14 protein-coding genes are annotated in these 25,784 nt (G+C 58.5%); 5 read left to right on the top strand and 9 right to left on the bottom strand.

Translation table 11 applies throughout. The features are described from left to right. Positions 1–297 precede the first annotated feature (297 nt). From ACYZTY_RS21835 to ACYZTY_RS21805, 7 genes are all read right to left on the bottom strand, one after another. On the bottom strand, positions 298–1,632 hold the full coding sequence (locus tag ACYZTY_RS21835) for a sigma-54-dependent transcriptional regulator (RefSeq protein ID WP_461955432.1): 1,335 nt from the start codon (positions 1,630–1,632) through the stop codon (positions 298–300). Further along, the gene (locus tag ACYZTY_RS21830) at positions 1,626–3,392 is read right to left on the bottom strand and encodes a sensor histidine kinase (RefSeq protein ID WP_461955431.1); all 1,767 of its coding nucleotides are present in this window, start codon (positions 3,390–3,392) and stop codon (positions 1,626–1,628) included. Before ACYZTY_RS21830 ends, ACYZTY_RS21835 begins: the two co-directional genes overlap by 7 nt. 86 nt (positions 3,393–3,478) lie before the next feature. Beyond that, positions 3,479–6,223: an RHS repeat-associated core domain-containing protein gene (locus ACYZTY_RS21825; RefSeq protein ID WP_461955430.1), complete on the bottom strand. Its 2,745-nt coding sequence runs from the start codon at positions 6,221–6,223 to the stop codon at positions 3,479–3,481. A gap of 25 nt (positions 6,224–6,248) precedes the next feature. After that, complete coding sequence (locus tag ACYZTY_RS21820; RefSeq protein ID WP_461955429.1) at positions 6,249–8,909, bottom strand: RHS repeat-associated core domain-containing protein; 2,661 nt, start codon at positions 8,907–8,909, stop codon at positions 6,249–6,251. 40 nt (positions 8,910–8,949) lie between these two features. Next, positions 8,950–11,709: an RHS repeat-associated core domain-containing protein gene (locus ACYZTY_RS21815; protein WP_461955428.1), complete on the bottom strand. Its 2,760-nt coding sequence runs from the start codon at positions 11,707–11,709 to the stop codon at positions 8,950–8,952. Beyond that, positions 11,706–16,223, bottom strand: a complete 4,518-nt coding sequence (locus tag ACYZTY_RS21810) for a SpvB/TcaC N-terminal domain-containing protein (RefSeq protein WP_461955427.1) — start codon at positions 16,221–16,223, stop codon at positions 11,706–11,708. The genes ACYZTY_RS21815 and ACYZTY_RS21810 overlap by 4 nt, the downstream gene beginning before the upstream one ends. 234 nt (positions 16,224–16,457) lie before the next feature. Continuing rightward, on the bottom strand, positions 16,458–17,981 hold the full coding sequence (locus ACYZTY_RS21805) for a fumarate hydratase (protein ID WP_131062231.1): 1,524 nt from the start codon (positions 17,979–17,981) through the stop codon (positions 16,458–16,460). Positions 17,982–18,466: 485 nt separating this feature from the next. Here ACYZTY_RS21805 and ACYZTY_RS21800 point away from each other — a divergent pair, with 485 nt between their 5' ends. The 3 genes from ACYZTY_RS21800 (at position 18,467) to ACYZTY_RS21790 (ending at position 21,396) form a co-directional block, all read left to right on the top strand. Continuing rightward, positions 18,467–19,573 carry a GGDEF domain-containing protein gene (locus tag ACYZTY_RS21800; protein ID WP_461955426.1) on the top strand — a complete coding sequence of 369 codons (1,107 nt, stop codon included), beginning with the start codon at positions 18,467–18,469 and terminating at the stop codon, positions 19,571–19,573. Continuing rightward, positions 19,566–20,501, top strand: a complete 936-nt coding sequence (locus ACYZTY_RS21795; protein WP_461955425.1) for an iron-sulfur-binding ferredoxin reductase — start codon at positions 19,566–19,568, stop codon at positions 20,499–20,501. The genes ACYZTY_RS21800 and ACYZTY_RS21795 overlap by 8 nt, the downstream gene beginning before the upstream one ends. 145 nt (positions 20,502–20,646) lie before the next feature. After that, on the top strand, positions 20,647–21,396 hold the full coding sequence (locus ACYZTY_RS21790; RefSeq protein WP_461955424.1) for an enoyl-CoA hydratase-related protein: 750 nt from the start codon (positions 20,647–20,649) through the stop codon (positions 21,394–21,396). 163 nt (positions 21,397–21,559) lie between these two features. On the opposite strand, the gene ACYZTY_RS21785 is transcribed toward ACYZTY_RS21790, so the two are convergent. After that, positions 21,560–22,858, bottom strand: a complete 1,299-nt coding sequence (locus tag ACYZTY_RS21785) for a hypothetical protein (protein ID WP_461955423.1) — start codon at positions 22,856–22,858, stop codon at positions 21,560–21,562. A gap of 231 nt (positions 22,859–23,089) precedes the next feature. Further along, positions 23,090–24,541 carry a pyruvate kinase gene (gene pyk / locus ACYZTY_RS21780; protein WP_461955422.1) on the bottom strand — a complete coding sequence of 484 codons (1,452 nt, stop codon included), beginning with the start codon at positions 24,539–24,541 and terminating at the stop codon, positions 23,090–23,092. Positions 24,542–24,722: 181 nt separating this feature from the next. Between pyk and ACYZTY_RS21775 the strand changes: the two genes are divergently transcribed. Beyond that, positions 24,723–25,064 carry a hypothetical protein gene (locus ACYZTY_RS21775; protein WP_461955421.1) on the top strand — a complete coding sequence of 114 codons (342 nt, stop codon included), beginning with the start codon at positions 24,723–24,725 and terminating at the stop codon, positions 25,062–25,064. A gap of 217 nt (positions 25,065–25,281) precedes the next feature. After that, the gene (locus ACYZTY_RS21770; RefSeq protein ID WP_461955420.1) at positions 25,282–25,665 is read left to right on the top strand and encodes a tetratricopeptide repeat protein; all 384 of its coding nucleotides are present in this window, start codon (positions 25,282–25,284) and stop codon (positions 25,663–25,665) included. Positions 25,666–25,784: the final 119 nt, after the last annotated feature.

Raw genomic sequence — 25,784 nt, 5'->3', positions numbered from 1 at the left:
GAAGGATCCTTCGTTTAATTGTTTTTGTGGAGCGCGTGGAAACGCAGCCTGCCTGGGCTATAGCAGGAGGTGTGCCATATCAAAGAGGGCTGGTTTAGAGGGGTTGCGGGGGACTCAGTGAGCGGAAATCCGCTTATGCTGGAATGCGTGTGAGCGGAAAATCGCTTACAGGTCGTGAGACGATTTGTCTGTGCCGGCCTCATCGCGAGCAGGCTCGCTCCCACAGGGTCATGTGTACACAGTTCAAATGTGGGAGTGAGCCTGCTCGCGATGAGGCCAGAAGAAGCACTGCAAAAATCAGCTGTCTTGTAGAAACATCTCGCGGGTCAGGCCATGCCGCTGCATCTTTTCATTGAAGGTCCGGCGCGGCAGTTGCAACTCTTCAAGCACCGCTTTCACATCGCCCTTATGCCGGGTCAACGCCGAGCGCAGGCAATGCGCTTCAAACGCTTCAGCCTGCGCCGCCAGCGACTGCCCTGGATCGATGCCCACCGGTTCCGGCTCACCCAGCCCCAGAACCTGCCGCTCGGCGACGTTCGCCAGTTCGCGCACATTGCCCGGCCAGTCGTGGCTCAGCAGATGGCTCAACTGCGGGCCGCTCAACGGTGGAAAAGTGCGCCCCAAGCGCTCGGCGGCATTTTGTGCAAACGACTCGAACAACAACGGAATGTCTTCACGCCGTTCACGCAAGGGTGGCAGGCGCAATTCAGCCACGTTCAACCGATACGCCAGGTCTTCACGAAAACGCCCGGCCCGTGCCTCATCCAGCAGGTCCGGCTTGGTCGCGGCAATGATCCGCAGATCCACGCGAATGCTCTGGTTGGAGCCCAATCGCTCCAGCTTCTGCTCCTGCAACACCCGCAGCAATTTCACTTGCTGGGCCAGCGGCATGCTTTCGATTTCATCGAGAAACAGCGTGCCGCCATCGGCGTATTCAAGCTTGCCGATACGCTTGCCCGAAGCGCCGGTGAACGCGCCGCTCTCGTGGCCAAACAACTCAGCCTCGAACAGCTGCTCGGGAATTGCCGCGCAGTTCAACGCCACAAACGGCTTGTCGGCGCGCGGCCCGAAGTCGTGCAGGCAGCGGGCGACCAACTCCTTGCCGCTGCCGGTTTCACCACGGATCAACACGTTGACCGGCAGCGCCGCCAGATCCAGCACCTGCCGACGCAACGTCTGCAAGCCACGGGACACGCCCAGCAGCGTCGCGTCGAGTTTGGCGCGATTGTCCGCCAGCTCATGCAGCGCGCGGTTTTCCAGCACCAGCCGGCGCTTGTCCAAGGCCCTGCGCAAACTGCTCAGCAGGGCTTCCGGGCTGAAGGGTTTTTCCAGGAAGTCATACGCGCCGTCGCGCATCGCTTCGACCGCCATCGGCACATCGCCGTGGCCGGTCAGTAGAATCACCGGCAAATCGGGATCACGCCGCTGAACTTCGGCCAGCAGCTCAAGCCCGGTCATGCCGGGCATGCGCACGTCGCTGAGGATCACGCCCGGGAAGTGGCTGGGCAATTGCGCCAGGCACTCATCGGCGCGGCTGAACAGCTGCACCTCGAAACCCGACAGGCTCAACCATTGTTCAACGGCGCTGCGAATGCTGCTTTCGTCGTCGACCACCATCACTGAATTCAGCATGGGCCGGGGGCCTCCAGGTCGATGGGCAAGGTCACGGTGAACACCGCGCCGTTGTCGTGATTGTCGGCGCTCAAGCGACCGCCCGATTCGTGAACGATGGCAAAGGATACGGCCAAGCCAAGGCCCAGACCATCACCCACCGGTTTGGTGGTGAAGAACGGATCGAAGACGTTCGGCAGATGCTCTTCGGCGATGCCGCCACCGTTGTCGGTGACCGTCAGGCGCCAGAGTTGCTCGTCGGCTTCGAGGCGGATTTCCAGGCGTTTGCAGGGTTTGTCCTGCATCGCATCCAGCGCATTGCGCAGTAGATTGATCAACACCTGTTCCAGCCGAATCGCGTCGCCGCGCACCCACGCCGGACGCGTCAGGTGCAGCACGGTGCTGACCTGTTCATCTCGCAGGCGCGCGTCGAGCAATTGCAGCGATTGGTCGACCACAGCCGCCAGATCAAGACGTTCGCGCAAACCGCTGGGGCTTTTGCGCGCAAAGGTTTTCAGGTGGCCGGTGAGGGCGGCCATGCGCGTCAGCATGTCGTCCACCGGTTTCAACGCCTTGTAAGCGTCGTCGACCCGACCGTGATCGAGCAGCAGCCTCAGCGTCGCAAGCTGCATGCGCTGGGCGGTCAGCGGCTGATTGATTTCATGGGCGAGGGCGGCGGACATCTGGCCGAGGGCCGCGAGTTTGGCCGATTGCACCAGACCGTCCTGAGCAGTGCGCAGGTCGCGGGTGCGCTCTTCTACTAATTGTTCGAGTTCTTCACGGCTGCGCTGGCGCATCTTCGCCAGACGCCAGCGCTGGTTGAGGAACAGCAACAGAAACACCAGCGCCAGCCACAATCCGGCAGCGGCGAGCGCGGCGTTGCGGCTGTCCTCGAAGGCGACTTGCGGGCGCCGAAGAAGGTGCAAGGTCCAGCTTTCCGTGGTCAGCGGCAGGGATTCCCACAGGTAATTCGCCGTGCCGTCAGGACCGACGACGCGCGCCAGATCACTGTTGTCGTCGAAGCGCTGCAGTGATTGATAGTCCAGCGGTGACAGCGGTTGTTTGTCGTATTGGCGGGTGACCTTGAGCTCGGCATGATCGCTGTCACTCAAGGGTTTCAACAGGCGATAGCGCCAGCCCGGCTGGTTGGCGATGAAGATAATCCCGCGTGCATCGCTGACCAGCAGCGTGTCGCTGCCTTGACGCCATTCGCGCTCCAGTTCCGGAAACTCGAGCTTGACCACCATCGCGCCGAGGAACTCGCCGCTGTCGCTGGTCACCGCGCTGGACAGGAAATACCCCGGAATGCCGCTGGTGACGCCCACCGCATAGAAGCGCCCGGTGCCCTGGGTGCGAGTCTGGCTGAAGTAAGGGCGAAAACCGTAGTTGTGACCGACGTAGCTGCTGGGCAAACGCCAATTGCTGGCGGCCACGGCCAAGCCCGTGCGGTCGAGCAGTTCCAAGGTTGAGGACTGCGCAGCGCCGTTGATTTTTTCCAGTTTGCGGTTTAGCGCAAGCTGCTGTTCGGGGCTCACTTCACCGTTCAGCGCGCCGCGCAGCTCTGGGTCCAGCGCCAGCACGGCGGGGAGGGCGCGATAGCGATCAATCAGGGTGTGCAGGGAATTGGCGTACAACGCCAGTTGCTGATTGGCGCGGGCGGCGTCCTCGACCAGGGCCTGGCGTTCGGCGTGACGCATAGCGAAGCCGGCCGCCAGTGCGGTTCCCGCGAGGATCAGCAAGGTGTACAGCGTCAGGCGTAACGTGCGCGAACGAGCAAGCATGGTGTCTGAAACAATCAGCAATAGGGGCGCGCACCATAACATGGTGTCGCCCCGAGAAATCAGGGGCGGCGCCAGGGTGCAGACGGTCAGGCGGCTCTTTTTTCGATGAGGTACTGCGAGACTCTTCCGACCAGGTTCCTGGCTTGCTTGATCCCGCTTCGTGCGACTTTGAACTCATGCTCAATCTTCGACTTATCAACGGGGCCCGAATTCATCGGCATGTTCAGGGCGCCGATCAGCCTGTCATCGCTTGCGGCAGCGCCCGCCAGCGTTTCAAAGGCTTCGTTGACTTGCGCCTCTACGTCATTGAGATAGGTGTCCAGCGCATTGAGATTGGCCGTTATCTTGTCGAGATCGCCTTGGCCAAGGGAATCGTTGAGTGCTTCGGTCAGTTGGGTCGCCTGACGCGCGAGGGCCAGGGTTTGTTTGAGGTAAGGCACTTTTAGGTGTTTACCGATGACTCGGACAGTCGTTTCAATGGCCGCTTTTGTCAGGCCTGCCGAATTCTCCGGGTTGAAGCTTTGCGCCACAGCTTTCACGCTGAAAGGCTCGGCGCGGGATTTGCTTTTAATGTTACTGACCGAAAAACCTGTCGGATCCGGTGTGATGGCATAGCCCAGTCCCGTTTCCTCGCCGATTCTGTCCATGACTTTGGCCGCCGCTTCAGCGGCAAAAATACCTCCGACAGCCGCTGCTACCGGCACCGCGACGGGGGCCGCCGGGCCCGTCAGGCTGCCGACGCCTGAACCCACTGTCGCGCCAGCTGCCCCCGCATGAAAAGTGGCGACAAACGATGCCACGCTATACAGCAGCTTTTTGCCCGCCGTTTTGTAGATGTCGCGGGTCCGAGTGAGATTGTAGAGTTGATAATTGAGTTTCTTCATTTCGCTGTTGACGGTTGATAGCGTGTTTGAAGTGTCGATGACCTGCTGTTCTGCAGCCTCCTCCTTTTGCATGCCACCGTTGTCCACATAGCGCAGCGGGTTGTTTCCCACAAACGCATACAGATTCAACCCATCGATACTTCCCGCGGGATCGGCGCTCACCCAACGCTGCAACCACGGCGCGTAGTAACGCGCGCCGTAGTAATAAAGCCCGCATTCATCCATTTCCTTGCCCGAATACCGGATGGTTTTGTAGCCGACCTCCAGTAAGGAAGCCGCCGTCAGCCAGGCGCTGCCACCGAAAGGGTAATAACTCTCGTGGCTGATCAGTCGGGCGTTCTGGTCAAGCTCCATGAGGCAAGAACCCAGTTCGTCATCGAGGCTGTAGCGCAGCTGATCCTGTTCGATACCCTCGGGCTTTTTGTCGACCCAATGCAGGCAACGCACGCTGCCACGGCCCCCCGGCAAAGTGATCACGTGCAGCGTTTCGCCGTTGTCGCGGGTGCGGATTTCCAACCCCGGCAAGTAGATCACTTGATGAAAATGGGTGAGGGTTGCAGCTTGCCATTCATGGCGTTTGAACACCCGTACGCCCTGACTGTAGCTAAAGACTTCTTCATCGTTGGGGCCATTGTCACGTTCAACCAGTGTCGCACTGGTCAGTTGATCGCGGCTGTTCCAGTACAGGGGGCGTCCCGGGGCCGAGGCCTTGAGGCCGCCATTGCGGGTGAACAAGCTGTCGAAATCCGGATCGTCACCTTCTTTCCAGCGCACCCCACGGTTGCTGGTCGGGTCGATGAACATCTCGTGTGTGTAACCGCCCACCGCACGTTCGTGGACCAACTTGATCAGGTTGCCGCCGGTGTCGTACTCGTATTTCTGTGTGTAGTTGAGGTGGTTGTTGGGATCACTTGGCGAAGGGCGGCCAGGCAGATCAACGCTTGGGGCGGCGTCATGGCCGGTGGCACCGGTCAACTGATAGATCGAGTTGTAGGTGAATGCGCGGTGGCCATCGATGAGCTGATTTTTGAAGTACGCCGGTTTAAACGTCAGATCATCGATGCGCACAACGTTACCGACCCGGTCATACAGGTAATTGAAATGCTGGAGCGGTTCCTGCCCGGGCACACCGGCCTTCAACGCAGTGAGAAAGCCATTGGCGTCATCGTAAATCCAGCTGCTGACCACCTTGTTGCCGGCGCGCTGCTCGATGATCTGGCCGGCGGCGTTGTAGCGGGCGTCTTCAAGAACCGGCTGCCAGGCTTCGGTGGAAGCGAGCCGCAACTGAACCTTTTGCAACTGCCCGGCGCGGTCGTAAAACATTCGTTGCTGATGCTCAGCGGCATCGGTCTGGGTCAGCAGCGTGCCGAGCGGGCTGTAGGTCCGGCTGCCGGGGAAGGTGCCGACATCGGTGATCGTTCGGCGGTCGTGCAATGGTTGGCTGCGCAGGCTGAAGCTGTCGAAATCAACTGTGCCTGAGGAATCGACCCGTTTGATCAACTGGCCGCGAAGGTTGAACGCTGGATTGGCTGTGGCATCGGCATAGCTGAAGGTTTCGACGATGCCTTGAACGTTCTCTTCAAGGGTGAGCAAGCGCAACTGATTGTCGTAAACGGTGTACCAACGGTTGCCCTGTCCGTCCCAGGTTCGGACGATTTCACCGGCCAGCCCAAGGAGGATTGTCTTCTTGCCGGCATCGACGCTGTCGACCATGACCGGTTGCTCGGTAAGGCCGTAGACCGTGGTCAGGTTGGGCTTGGGAGCATCGGCCAGTCGCGGGTCCCGTTGCTCCACCCGCTGCCCGTTATCGTTATGGCAATGCCGAGTGATGAGAGGTTCAAGAACGGCACTGGGCCCCTTGCGCAGATAAGCAATATGGCGAGCCGGCAGACCCCGCGGCTCATGGGCAATGACCGAGGGGGTGCGATAGTGCAAGTTCTGGCTCATAGGCAAGCTTCGCAAGTGCGTCGGTTCATGCGACTGACTCAGACACTGTTCTTTGCAACTTCTGTATGAGCTTTCTGGGTTTAGGCACGGGTCTCTCTATCGCAGTCACCTCAACGTTCTGGGCCAACTCGGTAAGCCTTTGGGTCACGCCCTCTGCTTCGCTTGGGAGCTCCGCAGCGGCTTTCGCCAATTCCAGCACTTTGGTGATCGCTTCAAAAGGTTCGATACCGGTGTTGATCAGCGCCATCACTTCACGTTGACTGGGTGAGGCGAGTTCTTCCAGTTGTTTGTAAAACACGTTCTGCATTCGCTCTGGGTAGCTATTGATGGCTGCCATGCCATTTTTTATTTTTTCGAGTACATCGCCGGCACCACTGACAAGGTCATGGGCACCGTCGACCACTTTCTTCGTGGTGTCGGCGGCGGTACTCAAGCCATCTCTGATTTCCTGGGTATGCAGCGTTTCTGCAAGTTTTAAACTTTTCTTGAAAAAGTAATACCGCAGTAACGGCATCGCTATGGCACCGACAACCATACCGACAGCAGCACCAATCGCAGTGCCGACGCCCGGCACCACTGTGCCCAACACTGAAGCCACGGTAGAGCCCGCAGCGATACCGGCGAAAATCGATTTGAGTCCATATTTGGACTTGAGGAATTTGCCCAGCGTCATGCTCTCTCGAACTTCGGCAATATCGGCGCCTTCAGGAACGAGGCCATCGAATTCCGTCGCGAGGTTGTGGATCTGGTCGGCGGCATTTTTGGCTTTGTCGAGGACGCCAACGAAGCCCCTGGCCAGTTCAAACACGCCCTTCCTCGCACCCGACTTGTCGGTGTACAGCAGCGGATTGTTACTGACCATCACGTACAGATTCGGCCCATCCACATTCCCTTCAGGGTCCGGGCTAACCCAACGCCATAGCCAGGGCGCGTAATAGCGCAGCCCGAAATAATAAAGCCCGGTGACGTCCATTTCCTTGCCTGAATAGCGAATGGTTTTGAAACTGGCTTCCAGCGCCGAGCGCGCGGCCCACCAGGCGGTACCGCCGAAGGGGTAATACACTTCGTGGCTGATCAAGCCGCCGAGGTGGTCCAGTTCCAAAACGCAGGAACCGAGGTGATCATCAAGGCTGTAGCGCAACTGGTCGGGATGCTCGTGGGTGACCCAGTGCAGGCAACGCACGCTGCCGTAGGCGAGGGGCAGGGTGATCACGTGCAATTGTTCGCCATTGCTGCGGGTGCGGATTTCCAGGTCTGGCAGGTACAGAACGGTATGACTGTGGGTGACCGAGGGGGTATGCGTCACATGGTGTTTACGGATCCGTTCGCCTTGACTGTAGTGGTACGTTTCGACGTCATCTGACAGCTCATTGTCATGGATGACTAACGTCACCTTCTCCAGTTGATCGCGGGCATTCCAGTGCAGCGGCTGATGACGCTGTAAATACAATTGATTGCCGCCCGGGTCGAACAGTGTTTCAAAGTCCGGCTCCGGCTGGTCTTCCTCCTGACGCACCCCGCGGTTGCTGGCGGGATCGATAATCATCCGGCGGGTAAAGCAGTGGTTGTCGCGCACATGGTGCAGCTCTTTCAGGTTGTTGCTCGTGTCGTAGATGTACCTTTCGGTGTAGTTGAAGCGCGGGCCCGGATCGAGTGGAGTGATCACATCAGGCAAGCCTGGCCGATCATGGGGAATTTCACCCTCGAAGCCGCTGGCGCTGGTCAGTCGGTACAACGAGTCATAGCCGAAGTTACGGTGCCCATCGATGCGCTGGTTGGCGAAGTGCACTGTGGCCAGGGCGTGATCTTCGATGCGCAGGATGTTACCCATCCGGTCATAGAAGTAATGCAGGTTTTGCCGTAAGGGTTCGTCGGGTTTACCGGCCTTCAGGGTGCAGAGGCGACCGTCGGCCGGGTCATAGCTCCATTCGCTGACCACACCGTTGCCGGCGGTTTGTTGCACAATTTTGCCCGCGGCGTCGTACTGCGCATCCGCCAGAACACACTGCTGCTCGCCGCCCTTGAGTCGAAAAAATACTTGTTTGAGTTGTCCGGCAATGTCGTAACGCAGCTGTTGCTGGTGCCCGCCGGCATCGGTCTGGGTCAGTACGACGTTCAAAGGGCTGAAGGTCCGGCAGGTCGAGTGCACATCGGCATCGACAATCGTTCGGCTTTCGCGCATTGGCTGACCCTTCAGGCTGAAGCTGCTCAAGTCGAGCCGGCCCGAGCGATCGACCAGCGCGAGCATCTGGCCACGCTGGTTGAGCGTGGGGTCGCCCGTCGAATCGGCATAGCTGAAGGTTTCGACATTCTGCTGATCGTTTTCATCGACGGCAACGACGCGCAACTGGCCATCGTACCGGGTGCGCCAATGATTGCCGCGTGAGTCCCAACGTCGATTCTCTACGCCAGCCGGACAAGGCAAGATCAGGCGCTTGCCGGCGTCTACGCTGTGGATGCTGATCGCTTCGCCAGAGAGACGATAGACGTTGCTCAAATTAGGGATGGGCAGCCGCGGATCCCATTCCTCGATCAACTGCCCGGCGGAGTTATGGACCTGCCGGGAGATGAGTGACTCGACGGCATCACCGGTTTTCTTGCGCAGATAGGCCACCTGACGAATCGGCAGGCCTCTGCTGTCATTGGCGGTGACATCAGGGGTGCGTAAATATACGGATTCGGTCATCGCGGTGACCCAGGAGCATTCATCAAGTCACCTCGCTCGCTCAATTGGATGTCATCTGGGCAGTGTGCTTACGGTATCGATTCAGTCCTGCTGTTGTATTGGCAATGCTATCCAACGCTCGCTCTGTGAAAGGTTGAGCCGTTTTTTTATTGACGGTATTCGCTTTGCTGGTGCCTACGCGTCCCAAACCGAGGTCAACCAGATAATCCATGCCGTGGTGGCTTTCGTCGTAAAACTCATTGATTTCCAGTTCGGCAAAGTTCCTGTTTATCAAACCCGCGGTGTCGTTGACTGCCAGGCTTAGTTGCTCAAGTGTTGACTCGATCTCGTTCAATTCGAAATTGAACAAGCCTTCTTCTGCCCTGTTTGCGTCTTCAGCGACTTTGGCCAGGGCAAAGGCCTCTCCGACCCCCGGGATGTAAGCCCCGGCAGTTTTCGAGACCAGAGCAATCGAGTTTTCCAACAATTCATCACCTGAGTAGGCGCGTAACCTGCTGGGACTTTCAGAGTTTGAGAGTCCTGCTCTTTCTCTAAGCGTGTCGGCGCTGAAGGCGGAAGGGTCCGGCACAATAGGGGTATTAAGTTTCGCTTTACTCATCACCTTTGCATAAATCCCGGTGCTTTTATCGGCGACCCTGTTGCCTAACAGCATGCCGGACACGGCACCTGACAGATGAGGGGAGGCAACGCTGAAGTCGGGAAAGGCTTCACCAGCTTTGCCTGCGACATAGGCTGAGGAGTACCATCCGACAGCAATGCTGCCCGCCTGATAGACAACGTTTTTAAGGATGTTCAAACGAAATGCGGCGGGGCGAGACAGGTCGCTCAATTGCTGATTCAGCGTGTTCATTTCGTGGTGCACGGAGGAAAGGAACTTGAAACCGCTGATGATTTCCGACTTCAACTGGCTGGGTGTTTTCTTTTCGCCAATGTCGTCGAAGTAGTTCAGTGGATTGTTCCCAACAAACGCATACAGATTCAACCCATCGATACTTCCCGCGGGATCGGCGCTCACCCAACGCTGCAACCACGGCGCGTAGTAACGAGCGCCGTAGTAATAAAGCCCGCATTCATCCATTTCCTTGCCCGAATAACGGATGGTTTTGTAGCTGACCTCCAGCAAGAAAACCGCGATCAGCCAGGCGGTGGCGCCGAACGGGTAATAACTCTCGTGGCTGATCAGTCGGGCGTTCTGGTCAAGCTCCATGAGGCAAGAACCCAGTTCGTCATCGAGGCTGTAGCGCAGCTGATCCTGTTCGATACCCTCGGGCTTTTTGTCGACCCAATGCAGGCAACGCACGCTGCCCCGGCCCCCCGGCAAAGTGATCACGTGCAGCGTTTCGCCGTTGTCGCGGGTGCGGATTTCCAACCCCGGCAAGTAGATCACTTGATGAAAATGGGTGAGGGTTGCAGCTTGCCATTCATGGCGTTTGAACACCCGTACGCCCTGACTGTAGCTAAAGACTTCTTCATCGTTGGGGCCATTGTCACGTTCAACCAGTGTCGCACTGGTCAGTTGATCGCGGCTGTTCCAGTACAGGGGGCGTCCCGGGGCCGAGGCCTTGAGGCCGCCATTGCGGGTGAACAAGCTGTCGAAATCCGGATCGTCACCTTCTTTCCAGCGCACCCCACGGTTGCTGGTCGGGTCGATGAACATCTCGTGTGTGTAACCGCCCACCGCACGTTCGTGGACCAACTTGATCAGGTTGCCGCCGGTGTCGTACTCGTATTTCTGTGTGTAGTTGAGGTGATTGTTGGGATCACTCGGCGAAGGGAGCCCGGGCAGATCAACGCTTGGGGCGGCGTCATGGCCGGTGGCACCGGTCAACTGATAGATCGAGTTGTAGGTGAATGCGCGGTGGCCATCGATGAGCTGATTTTTGAAGTACGCCGGTTTAAACGTCAGATCATCGATGCGCACAACGTTACCGACCCGGTCATACAGGTAATTGAAATGCTGGAGCGGTTCCTGCCCGGGCACACCGGCCTTCAACGCGGTGAGAAAGCCATTGGCGTCATCGTAAATCCAGCTGCTGACCACCTTGTTGCCGGCGCGCTGCTCGATGATCTGGCCGGCGGCGTTGTAGCGGGCGTCTTCAAGAACCGGCTGCCAGGCTTCGGTGGAAGCGAGCCGCAACTGAACCTTTTGCAACTGCCCGGCGCGGTCGTAAAACATTCGTTGCTGATGCTCAGCGGCATCGGTCTGGGTCAGCAGCGTGCCGAGCGGGCTGTAGGTCCGGCTGCCGGGGAAGGTGCCGACATCGGTGATCGTTCGGCGGTCGTGCAATGGTTGGCTGCGCAGGCCGAAGCTGTGGAAGTCAACTGTGCCTGAGGGATCGACCTGCTTGATCAGCTGGCCGCGAGTGTTGTGGTTCGGGTCACCCAGCGCGGTGGCGTAGGTCGAGGTGTCGACGACGCCCTGATCGTTCTCTTCCAGGGTGAGCAAGCGCAACTGATTGTCGTAAACGGTGCGCCAATAGTTGCCTTGTCCGTCCCAGCGCCGGAGGATTTCACCGGCCAGCCCCGGGAGAAATGTCTTCTTGCCGACGTCGACGCTGTCGACCATGACCGGTTGCCCGGAAAGGCGATAGACCGTGGCCAGATTGGGCCTTGGCGCATCGGCCAGTCGCGAGTCCCGTTGCTCAACCAACTGCCCGATGTCGTTGTAGGCATTGCGGGTGGTGAGGGTTTGCGTGTCGCCACCGACGACCCTGCGCAAGTAATCCATCTGGCGCACGGGCAGGCCGCGCGGGTCAATGGACGTCACCGATGGCGTGTTCCAATGGACAGAGGTCGTCATGGCGTGCCGGCCTTGTTTGCTTGCGAAGGCAGCGCACCCTCATCGGTGTCATTGAAGTCCAGACTGGTCTTGTACCAGGGGTGGATAAATGTGAGTGCGAAGTAGTCTTTGGCGTTGATGATCTTGATCAGACGCCCCAGCACATCGTAGAAACTTTTATCGTGAATGCCGAATTCCTTGAAGCAATCGTCATTGACGTAGCCGTAACGGTTGACGAAATAGGGACGGTAGGTGCGTACAGGTAATCCCTTGTTGTTGTATTCCACGCGTTCGCTGATGCGCCAGCGCAGGTTGGCGTGCGCCACCCTTGGCTTGCCGTTTTCGATCACCAGTTTGCCGTCTTCCACGACGTAGGCATCTCCCTGCTCAACCTGTTGCTGGGTTTGCAATGGCCGTCCGAAACCGTCGAAAAACGACAGGATGATCTGGATTTGCGCAGCTATATCATCCCCGGGGTACCGGTCCGCGCTAAGAACGACGCTGTGCACCGGAATGCGCTCGACGCTGAGCAGCATTTCCCACAACGCCTGCTCGGCTGGCGTCCGGGACTTGAGCCTGCCCAGACGCAGTCGGGCACTGGCGCGGATGTGCAGGCTTGGCAACACGTAACCTTTAGCGGTCCATTCGTTCAGCCAATCGTGTGCTTGCCTGACGGATTCGGGGAGTTGGCCCATCCAGCTGAACAGGTCCTTGCGAAAGGTACTGGCGGCGTCCTGAAGCGCGTCCTTGGGGAATTCGATGGCTGTGTCCGGTTTATCGCTGACGGGGCGCTCGTATTCTTCGATGGGCTTGAAGCCGACGGGAGCGCCGGATTCTGTCCCATGAAAGGTGACGGTGTGCGGACCGGACGGACCGTGAAGGGCTTGTTCAACGTTATCGTTGGCATCGGTGATCTGTATCGGTTGCCCGGAGCAGTAGTCGAACACAACGCGCGTGGTGCAGCCATCCGGCCGCTCGACGCTGATTATCATCAGGTTGTAGTCGTCGTATTGCGCCTTGGTAATGCCGTGGCTAAGCGTTTCGTTGTATTCCACCACCCTGTGGAAGTGATTGAGGTCTGCATACTTGGCAAACGTGTATAGGACGGACCAGAGATTTTGCTGTTTATCCTCTTCTTCGTCGGCTTCTTCGTCCGTACCAAGAAACAGCTTCATGCACAGATAACCAATCTTCGTCAGTTCTTCCCGGATATTGATCGGCGGATCCACGTCGCCGTAGACGTCCAGCGCGGCCTTGTTCAGTTGGGCGATTTCCGTCGTCCCAGCCAAGCCTTCAAATCTGGCAGTGCCTTCCGGCAACGTTTCGTTGGCCGTAGTGACATAGTGTTGTACCGATTGCGATGTCAATTCCCGCTGCGCCACCCATTCGGCTGATGCGAACAGGTCGAGAAACTGTTCATAGGAAATCCCTTTGGGTTCAAGACCTCCAGCGGCCGGCTTCTTGGGCAATATCAGCGCATTACCGCGTTGCCGATACGGCAGGCCGAGCCTCCAGCCTTGCAGATCGACCAAGTGAATAAACGCGGCGAGGGTTTCTTTCAAATAGTAGAACTGCTGAGCCCGATCATGGGCATCAATCCACCATTTCCTTTCATCGACATCGGTAAACGGTGGCTCGTCTGTCTCGGTCCGGCGCCGGGCATAACTGACCGTGATGGTGTGATTCGTCAGCCCAAAGACATCCCGGCTCAAGTTGATGACATGACGGCACAGCGGGTCTTCGACAAAACACTCATAGTGGTAGCTGATTTCTTCCAGCAGCGACGCCATCAACACCGCGTGGCGATAGTGTTCGCCACGCTCACGCACTTCACGGACGATGTAGCGGTTCTCGACAACCAGGAAGGGAATGGCCGGGGGTTGGTCGTTCGCGGCATAGGTCTCTATTCTGAGCACTGAGCCAGCGAGCGTGCGGGCGACTCCGTGAGCGGTGGCTTCATCGGCAGGCGTAATGAGTTCCTCGTATTCGCCGCTCGGGTGATACCGGCAAAACAGCGTGTTGCCCAGCGGATGTGCCTCATCATCAAGATCGAAATAACCGTCGCGAGGCATGTCGATGTGCCTGCCGGTATGAAACCTGGTACGGACCAATGCCGGGGCGGTGAAGCTTTCGTCTTCGCCCGAGCCGGTTTCACTGTCGGTTTGGTCCAGCCGCCCGAAGCCACGCCATTCCCGATCCCGATGGTCGTACCAGGCCTCGAAATAACTGAAAAACTGATTCAGGCAATTGCCGGTGATTTCATCCCGCTGGGTTTGTTGACTGACGACTTGCATGGCGAAAGGCAGGTAGCAGACGGGCAGGCGCTTGAGCTTGAGAATTTCCTGCTTTTCGTCCAGCCAACACTGCGCAGAACTCCTGTGCACCACCTCCGTGCTGCAGCCCATGTTGTTATTGCTGGCGACCATCAAGTACGGCTTGGCGCGGACAAAATCATAACGCCAGTGTTGAGGCTTCATGTGCGGCACGGTGAGGATCAGGCTGGCACAGCCTAGCCCTTGCAGGTCGGCGAAGGTGACCTGACACAGATTGTCGTAACGCACGCCTTCGGGCCAGGGGACAGAAATGGGCTCCAGTTCAAAGCCATTGCCACCGTGGTTGAGGTAAATATCAAAGCCATCGGAATTCAGGTAGACGATCGCAGGGGCACCGGTCCCGTTCAGATCCGCGATTCTCACCCGCGCTGCGTCGAATGTTGCGTACTCGAAACGTGGTCCTCTGATGGTAAAACCCGTGCCGAACTTTCCGTGCCCCAGGTTTGGCCAGCATTTGATCTCGTCGTGACGAATGCGGCACAGACAGGGCATGTCGCTGCCCGACAGATCGCTCAAAACCACCAGTTCGCTGCGTGAGTTGCTGAACAATGGCAACCGGTCATCTGCCGGCTCATGAGGGACATCCTCGCCCTTGGCAAAGCCGTCTGCACGCTGATTGCCGTAAAGGCGCACGGAGTTGGGACCGATCAGCGCCAGCGAGCTGAGACCGTCGCCCGTCAAATCGCCCATCTGTGAAAGGGTGTTGAAAAACTCGATAGGGAAGGCCGAAAACGGTATGAAGCCTGACCAGGTGCGATCCGGGTTCAGCGTATAAAAACCAGACATGCCGGGTTGGGCGATAATCCAGTCCAGACGACCGTCGCCGGTCATATCCATGAGGGCTTGATGCGCGGGTTTATTGCGGTCGGCCACCGGGATCTTCGTCAGCGCTGTCCACGGTCCGTAGTGGATGTCGTCGGGGCCGGTCGGGGCACGCAAGGGCTCGCGGTAGTACCAGCATTGGTCATAGCGACACAGAAAGCCCGGCAGGCCTTCACCGAACAGGTCGACGCATTGATAGAACTGGCCGTCTTCGATACCCGGCATGTTCTCGAACGGGAAGAAGGCACTCGGCTCTAAATTGAGTTCAAAAGCTGAAGAGTGGAACTCCACCGGTGGCATGTTTTCCACGGTGCCGCTGGCGTCATACGCCTGATAATGCGCCGCTACGATCTGGCTATAAGACCACGGGGCTGTGTTGGCCGCGTACTCCAGCAGCAAGCGGCGGACCAGCACCGGCTGGGGACCCAAAACCTGGAAGTTATGGAACATCAGCACTTGCTGGCAGAGGCGGCGAGTGCCTACTTCAAAGCCCTGTCGATAGGACGAAAAGGGGTCGTTGCGGATCAACCAGGGCTTGAGCGTCGGGCCGTCATAAACAGGTTTTTCTGTCAGGTCCCGCGTGCGTTCGCCGTAGTCGAACACCAGGTGGAAATGCCAAGCAGGCGTCGGCGTTTGCGGCGTGCTCCAACCGTACAATTGATCGTACGCCGCAACGTTGCCATACAGCACGCGATGCAAATAGCGTTGGGCCCGGTAGTCATGCGACGCAGGCTCTTGGTCAGGATCCTCGTCTTTCAGGTATTCGTAGCCGATATGCTCGCCCAGAGCATTCATGCTCTCCTGCAACAACCAGGCAACAATCCGTTCCGGATTCAGTGGGTCAGCCTTGCGCGCGCTCTCGATTTTGCCGAACAGGTGCAGGCTGCCATCGGCACCGTGCACCAGCCAGAAACCGATGGAGTTGGCAACGGAACACCAGTATTCAATCAAATCAAAAGTGCTTTCGACCCGTGGCCAATATCGCACCACACTGTGCAGACCTATCGCCAAACCACGGTATTCAGAGACTTCAATTTTCCTGATCTCACCGTTGGCGTCCCGCTCAGCCATCAGCTCCTCACCCGTGGGGCCAATGAAAACATCATCATCGGTATAACGCGGTACACCTTTGCTGGTCTGGCGGGTGATGGCGCCGAGGTTCAACTGCCAACCGATGCCAAACGGTCCGTTGCCCGACTGACTGCTGTACCTCAATGAGAGGACGGGATCAAAGCCGCGTCCGGCTGAAACCGGTATCGGCAGCCCGGTTGAAGCCTCCCCCGTCCAGCCGACCTTGCCCATGCTGTTACCGATGCTGGCGATCGACGCACTCTTGGCTATCGAGGGTTCAATAATACTCAGGGACGCTTGGTCTTCCATGGGGCTGATCCTGTTTTGGCCTGGCGTTCGCCCTTGGCAACGGTGTCGCTTGATGGATCAGACGCTAACAAGATGGGTGTCGTGCGTAACCTGTCAGATCTGACAGGTTGGTAGGGTTTATCTAGATCAAATGGCTGTAAGCGGAAGGTTTTTAATGCCATTGGTATTCTTCCAGACAAAAAAACGGCCGGTCGTCCATTCAGACGTGCCGGCCGTATTTGGAAGTTGAAGCGCTTACTGCACTTCGACCGCCAGGCTTTCACTGATCTTTTGCTGCCAGATGGCAGGACCGGTGATGTGTACCGACTCACCCTTGCTGTCGACTGCAACCGTCACAGGCATGTCTTTAACGTCGAACTCGTAGATCGCTTCCATCCCCAGTTCGGCGAACGCCACCACGCGGGATTTCTTGATGGCTTGTGCCACCAGGTAAGCCGCGCCGCCGACTGCCATCAGGTAAACGGCTTTGTGGTCCTTGATCGCTTCGATCGCGGTAGGGCCGCGCTCGGATTTGCCGATCATGCCCAGCAGGCCGGTTTGCTCGAGGATCTGACGGGTGAACTTGTCCATCCGCGTCGCGGTGGTCGGGCCGGCAGGGCCCACTACTTCTTCGCGCACCGGATCAACCGGGCCGACGTAGTAGATGAAGCGACCCTTGAGATCCACCGGCAGGGTTTCACCCTTGTTCAGCATCTCGACCATGCGCTTGTGCGCGGCGTCGCGACCGGTGAGCATTTTGCCGTTGAGCAGGACGGTTTCGCCCGGCTTCCAGCTCTGCACGTCTTCCGGGGTCAGGGTGTCGAGGTTGACGCGACGAGCCGACGGGCCGGCTTCCCAGACGATTTCCGGGTAGGCGTCCAGCGGTGGCGCTTCCAGCGAAGCCGGGCCGGAGCCGTCGAGCACGAAATGGGCGTGACGGGTGGCGGCGCAGTTCGGGATCATGCACACCGGCAACGAAGCGGCGTGGGTCGGGTAATCCATGATCTTCACGTCGAGCACGGTGGTCAGACCGCCCAGGCCCTGAGCACCGATGCCCAGTTGGTTGACCTTCTCGAACAGCTCCAGGCGCATCTCTTCGATACGGTTGGACGGGCCGCGCTTTTTCAGCTCGTGAATGTCGATGGATTCCATCAACACTTCCTTGGCCATCACGGCGGCTTTCTCGGCGGTGCCGCCGATGCCGATGCCGAGCATGCCCGGTGGGCACCAGCCGGCGCCCATGGTCGGAACGGTTTTCAATACCCAGTCGACGATCGAGTCGGACGGGTTGAGCATGGCCATTTTCGACTTGTTCTCGGAACCGCCGCCCTTGGCTGCCACGTCCACTTCCACGGTGTTACCCGGAACGATGGAGTAGTGGATAACGGCCGGGGTGTTGTCCTTGGTGTTTTTACGAGCGCCCGCCGGGTCGGCGAGGATCGAGGCACGCAGGACGTTTTCCGGCAGGTTGTAAGCCCGGCGCACGCCTTCGTTGATCATGTCGTCCAGGCCCATGGTGGCGCCATCCCAACGTACGTCCATACCCACGCGGACGAAGACGGTGACGATGCCGGTGTCCTGGCAGATCGGGCGGTGGCCGGTGGCACACATGCGCGAGTTGATCAGGATTTGCGCCATGGAGTCACGGGCCGCTGGCGATTCTTCGCGCAGGTAGGCTTCGTGCATCGCCTGGATGAAGTCAACGGGGTGGTAATAGGAAATGAACTGCAGGGCGTCGGCAACGCTCTGAATCAGGTCGTCTTGCTTGATCACGGTCATGAGTCGCGCTCCTCTAAAAGACGGGAACATTCAATAAGGTGCTTGCAGCTTGGATGCATCGGTCGGTTGCAAGCACCTTTCAAGGCACGCCGGGGCTGCTGGCGCGACGCTAAAAAGGCGCGGCAGTATAACGCGCCTCGGTGGCGGGCACACCCGCCGGCAATCAATCGTTGGTCGCATATCGCACGCGCACATGGATATCTGGAAAACTGCCTTTGTGGCGAGGGAGCTTGCTCCCGCTCGGCTGCGCAGCAGTCGTAAAACCTGACAGCAAGTACTCACTGAATGACTGCAGGGGGCCGCTTCGCAGCCCAGCGGGAGCAAGCTCCCTCGCCACAGGATTGTCACCAGTTCAGGACATGCTTTTGACGCCAGTTTTCTGCCCCGAAAATTGAATGGTCATTTATCAGACACCCCACTAAAGTGGCATTCGGTCTGTAGAGTAGGACACTCGATCAGCCTCCTTTCGCACGGTGAGTCAACGATTGACCCATAACGCCATCCAACGGCTTTTACTCAAACGCTTCGCCCTCGCAGCCGGCACCTACGCCCTGGCGTTGGTGTTGCTGTGGCTGGCGTTTTTCACCGGGCATTATGATGAACCGCTGGCCAGCGTGGTCATCGGCAGTGCGCTGGTGGTGATCACGCAGGCGACGTTGTTCGCGTTGTTTTACAGCGGCTGCAACTTACGATTTTCCGACCCGAGCCTGACCGAAGCGCAGGTCCTGATGGGTCTGGGTTGGCAGACGTGGCTGATTGCCAATCTGGATGAGGCACGCGGTGCGTTCCTGGTGTTCTACCTGCTGATCATGCTGTTTGGGCTGTTCCATCTTTCGCGTCGTGCGTTTGTGCGCTGCGCACTGTTGGTGTTTTTCAGTTTCAGCGCGATCACGCTGTGGGAGGGTTACCACTTCCAGTTACCCGACCCGGCGCTCGCCGCGTTGCAGGTGTGCGTGCTGTTCATCGTGCTGGTCTGGCTGGAGCTGTATGCCCGTTACGTCCAGGCTTCGCGCCAGCGCATGCGCCAACGCCGGTTTGCCTTGCAGGCGCATCAGGACACCCTGCGCGGGATGATGCGCCAGCTCGAAGATCTGGTCGCCACCGACGAACTCACCGGGCTGTTCAACCGCCGGCATTTCCTGCGCCTGGCCTCCCGCGAGCTGACCGCGATGGAAGCGGGTGTGGTGCATGGCCTGGCGCTGATCGACCTCGACCACTTCAAACGCATCAACGATGTGCATGGCCACGCGGCCGGCGATCAGGTGCTGCAAGCCTTCGCCGCCGTGGCCATGGCCTGCCTGCGCGATGGCGATGTGTTGGCTCGTTATGGCGGCGAAGAGTTCGTGGTGCTGTTGCCCGACTGCAACGCCGAACGCCTGACATCCTGTTGCGAGCGGCTGCGTATTGCCTTTACCGATGTCGAACTGATTGGACTCAACGTCGCCCATCTCAGCTTGTCCGCCGGCATGACCTTGCTGGAGCTGGGCGATGATCTCGACGACGCCTTGCAACGCGCCGATCAGGCGCTTTACCGCGCCAAACGTGACGGTCGCAACCGATGCGCGGCGGCGTGGGAGAACGTCGATGCCTGAGTTGCGCGTCGGCGAGCGCCACTGGTCGGTGGCGCCGGGCAGCAACCTGCTCGATGCCCTGAATCAGAACGGCGTGGCCGTGCCCTACAGTTGCCGTGCCGGCAGTTGCCATGCGTGCCTGGTGCAATGCGTTCAAGGTTTGCCCTGCGACAGCCGTCCCGATGCCTTGAGCGCCGATCAGCGTCAGCAAGGCTGGCGTTTGGCGTGCCAGTGTCAGGTGGTCGAGGACTTGCAGGTGCATACCTTCGATCCGCAAGTGGACGGCCGCCCGGCGCAGGTCGCTGCGGTCGATTGGTTGAGCACCAGCGTGCTGCGTTTGCGCCTGACACCTGAGCGACCGCTGCGCTACAGCGCCGGACAGCATCTGGTGTTGTGGGCGGGCAACGTGGCACGGCCTTACTCCTTGGCCAGCCTGCCGGAAGAAGACCGTTTTCTGGAATTCCACCTCGATTGCCGCCAGCCGGGGGAATTCAGCGACGCGGCCCGTCAGTTGAAAATTGGCGACCCGATCCGCCTCGGCGAACTGCGCGGCGGGGCGCTGCATTACGACCCCGACTGGAACACCCGGCCACTCTGGCTGATGGCCGCCGGCACGGGGTTGGGGCCTTTGTTTGGTGTGCTGCGCGAAGCGTTGCGTCAGGATCACCAAGGCGCCATCCGCGTCATTCACCTCGCCCATGACGCCAGTGAGCATTACCTGGCCAAACCCCTGCAAGCCATGTGCGATGTGCGTGAAAACCTCAGTCTCGAATGCTGGACCCCGGCCGAGTTGCCGCAGGCGTTGGCGCAACTGCGGCTTGTTTCCCGGCAAACACTGGCCTTAGTCTGCGGAGCCCCCGACAGTGTCGACGCCTTCGCCCGGCGTTTGTACCTGGCCGGATTGCCGCGCAACCAACTGCTGGCGGATGTCTTTGTTCCCCGTGGTTGAGCGCTGACTTTGTGGCGAGCGAGCTTGCTCCGGGCGGCGTTCCGACGTTGGGCTGCGCAGCGGCCCCAAAATTTTGTGAGCGCTGCGCACTCAAGCGCGAGCAAGCTCGCTCGCCACAGTTGATCCTCTCAGAACAGGACTCGCCATGACCGATGCCATCCAGCTTGAACGCGAACGCGGCCTGCTGACCCTGCGCCTGAACCGCCCCGACAAGAAAAACGCCCTGACCCGCGCCATGTACAGCCACCTCGCCGAAGCGCTGAAACAGGCCGACACCGATCCCGAAATCAACGCCGTGCTCATCACCGGTAGCGCCGAGTGCTTCACCGCCGGCAACGACATCGCCGACTTCATCCAGCAACCGCCGAGCAACCTCGACAGCCCGGTGTTTCACTTCATGCTCAACTTGCTGGAGTGCCGCAAACCGGTGATCGCGGCAGTGGCGGGCGCGGCAGTGGGGATTGGCACGACGATGTTGCTGCATTGCGATCTGGTGTACGTCAGTCGTGATGCTCGCCTTCGTATGCCGTTCGTGAATCTCGGGTTATGCCCTGAGTTTGGTTCCAGCCTGATCCTGCCGCGACTGCTCGGGCATGCCAAAGCGGCGGAGTTGCTGCTGCTCGGCGAAGGCTTCAGCGGTGAACAGGCGGCAGAGTGGGGGATTGCGACCGAGGCGTTGGACAGTGGCGTAGAGGCGTTGGAAAAGGCGCGGGAGATGGCGTTGCGCTTTGAGTCGTTGCCACCGGAAGCGGTGCGCATCAGCAAGCAATTGATGAAAGCGCCGGACCGGGAACAGCTGCGCAAAGTGATCGAAGAAGAGGGCGCGTTGTTCACCCAAAGGTTGCGGTCGCCTGAGGCGATGGCGGCGTTGTCGGCATTTATCAAGCGGCACTGACACCGATCATTCCCACGCTCTGCGTGGGAATGCAGCCCGGGACGCTCCGCGTCCCTTCAACAGCCGAACGCGGAGCGTCCGCAGAGGCATTCCCACGCAGAGCGTGGGAACGATCACCAAAAAGCCCCGCCATTCGCATGGCGGGGCATACGCAAGCGGAGTTCTAAGAAAAGTAACGCAGCATTAATGCTTCAGATCTTGAGGTAGTCGCTGCGACTACTATTTTGTTGTCGTCCTGAACGGCTATACCGCTAGCCTCTTCAGGACCTTGCCCGATGTGAGTACGTGTCCAGCCCAAGTTATTAAAAGTGGGATCGAACCCTTTGCCGGTGAACCGCGCCACGACAATATCAAGTTCCGTTTCGGCGGAAGCGGCGCTACCTGCTACTACTACCTTTCCGTCGCCTTGAATGACTCCGCCCGCCCATGCGGTTAGTGATTCTTCAATCGAGGTGTACTGGGGCAATCCTTCGTTGAAGTCAGTATCAGGCGTGCCATCGGAGTTGATGCTCATTAGCACGCCCGTCGTATTGAGAAGTGTTGGTGTGTAGCCAATGCCCATAATTCGGTTATCAGATTGCAGAGCCATTTGGTGAATGCGTAGCCCGTACTCGTCGCGTGGAGCCCGGAGGACATAACCCTTATCTCCGAACGTATTGTCTAGACTGCCGTCTTTGTTGAAGCGCACAAACATCGCGCGATGAGGTCTGTCGTCATCGTATACCGCGCCGCATCCCAGGTACTTGCCATCCGGCTGCACCAAGATGTTCATCAGCTGCGTTCTTGCCAGCACATATTCGTGATGGACTACCGTGATGTATCCAATTTGGTTGAAGGTGTGATCGAGCGATCCATCTTCATTAGCCCGGATAATCAGGCCCACCGCTGGTCCAGTGCTAAAGGTATAGTGTTTGGATAGAAGTAGTTTGCCATCGGGGAGGATTTCGATACCGAAGGGCTTGGAATTACTGTTATCACTTGACTGCGATTTTTCGGGTTGGCGCTTATTAGCCGGCGGATGAAGGGGAATCTCGTAGATCTGTTTGCCACCTTCACCGAAACTTATATCCAATATCCCATTAGTGTCATATCTAGCGAGAGCAGGCATACCCGTGATCGCTTGGACATCGGCTTCGCCATATACCACGATTTTCCCGTCTTTCAGCACGGCCAGTGATGTGACTATCGAATCGTGACCTTGGAAATTGTCAGTGATCAGGCCGTTCCCAGCCTCGCCAAACGTATTGTCCAGGGAGCCGTCCGTATGCAGGCGACCCAAAAAATAAGATGTTTTGTCGGTGTTGTATTCACCTGCGATGTAGATCTTGCGATCAGGTCCGGCACCCACGCACTGAATGCTATGAATGGCCACGTGATTGGCCCCAGGAATTTTGATCGCAACGCAACCTTGAATCCCGAAAGTTCTATCAAGCGACCCTGCCCCATCAATACCCTTATTCATTTAATTTCTCCGTTAGTGGGTTAGGCCGACTACTCCGGATAAAAAGATAAAGGCATAAGCCTCATGACGGTAGCGACGACTGGCCGAGGCTTGATTGAAAGGTTTCATTGCAGAACTGTCTACTGTCAGACTTGACAGTAGACAAGCCCGGATTCTTCATTGGACTCGTTTGTTTAGACGAAAAAAAACCGCCATTCACATGGCGGTTTTCTATTTCAGCAGTTTGGTCACTCAGACCATCGGATCGCCAACGTGCAGGATTTTCATCCCGTTGGTGCCGCCGATGGTGTGGTAGCTGTCGCCCTTGGTCAGGATGACCCAGTCGCCTTTCTCCACAACACCGCGCTTGAGCAACTCGTCGATCGCGGCCTGGCTGACTTGCTCAGGCGGCAGCGATGCCGGGTCGAACGGTACGGTGTAGACACCACGGAACATGGCCGCGCGGGCCTGGGTTTCGCGGTGCGGGGAGAACGCGTAGATCGGCACCGAAGAACGGATGCGCGACATGATCAACGGCGTGTAGCCACTTTCGGTCAGGGCGATGATCGCTTTCACGCCCGGGAAGTGGTTGGCGGTGTACATGGCGGCCAGGGCGATGCTCTGGTCGCAGCTTTCGAAGACCTTGCCGATGCGGTGGCTGGAGGTCTTGCTGGTCGGGTGCTTTTCAGCGCCGACGCAGATGCGCGCCATTGCTTGCACGGCTTCGAGCGGGTACAGGCCGGCAGCACTTTCCGCCGAGAGCATCACGGCGTCGGTGTAGTCGAGCACGGCGTTGGCCACGTCGGACACTTCGGCGCGGGTCGGCATCGGGTTCTGGATCATCGACTCCATCATCTGGGTCGCGACGATCACAGCCTTGTTGTGGCGACGTGCATGCAGAATGATTTTCTTCTGGATGCCCACCAGCTCGGCGTCGCCGATTTCCACACCGAGGTCACCACGAGCAACCATCACAGCGTCGGACGCTTCGATCAGGGCATCGAGGGTGTCGTCGTCGGCCACGGCTTCGGCGCGTTCGATCTTCGCCACCAGCCAGGCGGTACCGCCGGCCTCGTCGCGCAGTTGACGGGCGTATTCCATGTCGGCGGCGTCACGCGGGAAGGACACGGCGAGGTAGTCGACCTGCATTTCGGCAGCGAGCTTGATGTCGGCCTTGTCTTTCTCGGTCAGGGCCGGCGCCGTCAGGCCACCGCCGCGACGGTTGATGCCTTTATGGTCGGACAGCGGACCGCCGATCAGCACGGTGCAGTTCAGTTCGGTGGCGGTGGCGGTATCAACGCGCATCACCACACGGCCGTCGTCGAGCAGCAGCTCGTCGCCCACGCCGCAGTCCTTGACCAGGTCCGGGTAGTCGATGCCGACCACTTGCTGGTTGCCTTCGGTCAGAGGATGGCTGGTGGAGAAGGTGAATTGATCACCGATCTTCAGCTCGATCTTCTTGTTGGCGAATTTGGCGATACGGATTTTCGGGCCTTGCAGGTCACCCAGCAGGGCAACGAAGCGGCCGTGCTTGGCAGCGAGGTCACGCACCAGCTTCGCGCGAGCCTTGTGCTCGTCGGGGGTGCCGTGGGAGAAGTTCAGGCGGGCGACGTCCAGGCCAGCCAGAATCAGCTGTTCGAGAACTTCCGGCGAGTTACTGGCCGGGCCAAGGGTAGCGACGATTTTGGTACGACGGACGGACATGCAAAGACTCCTGAGTTCAAGCGCTGAGTGAGGCTACTATGCTCCGCAGATGTAGTCATTGTTCGTTTGCACTACTTATTCGTTTTTATCTTGAAACGAACATTCTTGAAAATGATGAGCGGGAATTACCGTCTGTCGGGACTGTTATTTCTTACAGCTAGGCGTATGGGGTGGGCGCGGGTTGAATGCTCTGGAACCTCGTCAAACGGTGATGGGGCACGGAGATGAAAAAATGACTACGGAAAGTAAGTCGCTGCCTGTTCCGGTAATTCATAAACCAACAGGAGGCTCCCTTGTGACGCACCCGGCTTGGATAGGTGGAACCACTGAGGTGGCCGGTACGGTTCAAGTCACCCTTGCAGGTGGGAGCATGCTTTTTGAGTTTCGAGTGGACGAGGGCGGCGGTAAGTGGGAAGGCACATTACCCAAGGATCTGAAGGGCGAAGTAGTGATTACAGCTCGCTTGTTCCGTGACAATGAGTTTTCTTCTTGGGCGCCGGAACGACGATTCAAGGTCGAGTGACCGCGCTCCTGTTCATGATAAATGCCTGCTGAACCATCGTGGATCAGTGGGCTTTTTTTCGCCTGATCCGGCTGTCCATGATTAAACTTCGGCCCGACTCTTCACTTAGTCCCTCAGCGATGAATGTCTGATGCTGCCACTACACTTAAATCCATCACCACTTTCCTGAAGATTTTCGCCAACGGGTCGATACAGAGCTCAAGACAGGAGAACCCCCATGCGATTCGTGCCCATTGCCGCCCTTGCCCTCAGCGTCCTCAGCGTCACGGGCTGCACCCGTTGGTCGATGAACCATCATTTGAATAACGCTTACAGCGCGTACGATCGCGGCAATTGCGAGCAGGTGATGCTCGAACTGTCGAAAGTCGAACGCTCCAGCCGTGCGCGGCCTTATGTGTGGCCGGAAGTGTCGATGATGCGCGGCCTTTGCCTGGAACGGCAGAAGTTGTTCATTGATGCGGCGCAGACGTACCAGTACATCATCGCGTCCTACCCGCAGAGCGAATACGCCTATCGCGCCCGTGCGCGTCTGGAAACCTTGCAGAGCCTGGGCCATTACCCGATGCGCAGTGCGGCGGCCGTGCGCCCGACGCGGTTCTGATTGCAACGGTCATGCAAAGGCTGGCCGCCCTGCGCTGGTGAGCTATAGTCGAAGAGATCGGTTTTAGAGCCTTGCCTCTGAACCGAGGTCATACCTGTGATCGGCAGGAGTGAGCGTCA

The sequence above is a fragment of the Pseudomonas sp. LB1P83 genome (assembly GCF_054897885.1).
This window is presented reverse-complemented; position numbering and strand designations above follow the sequence as displayed.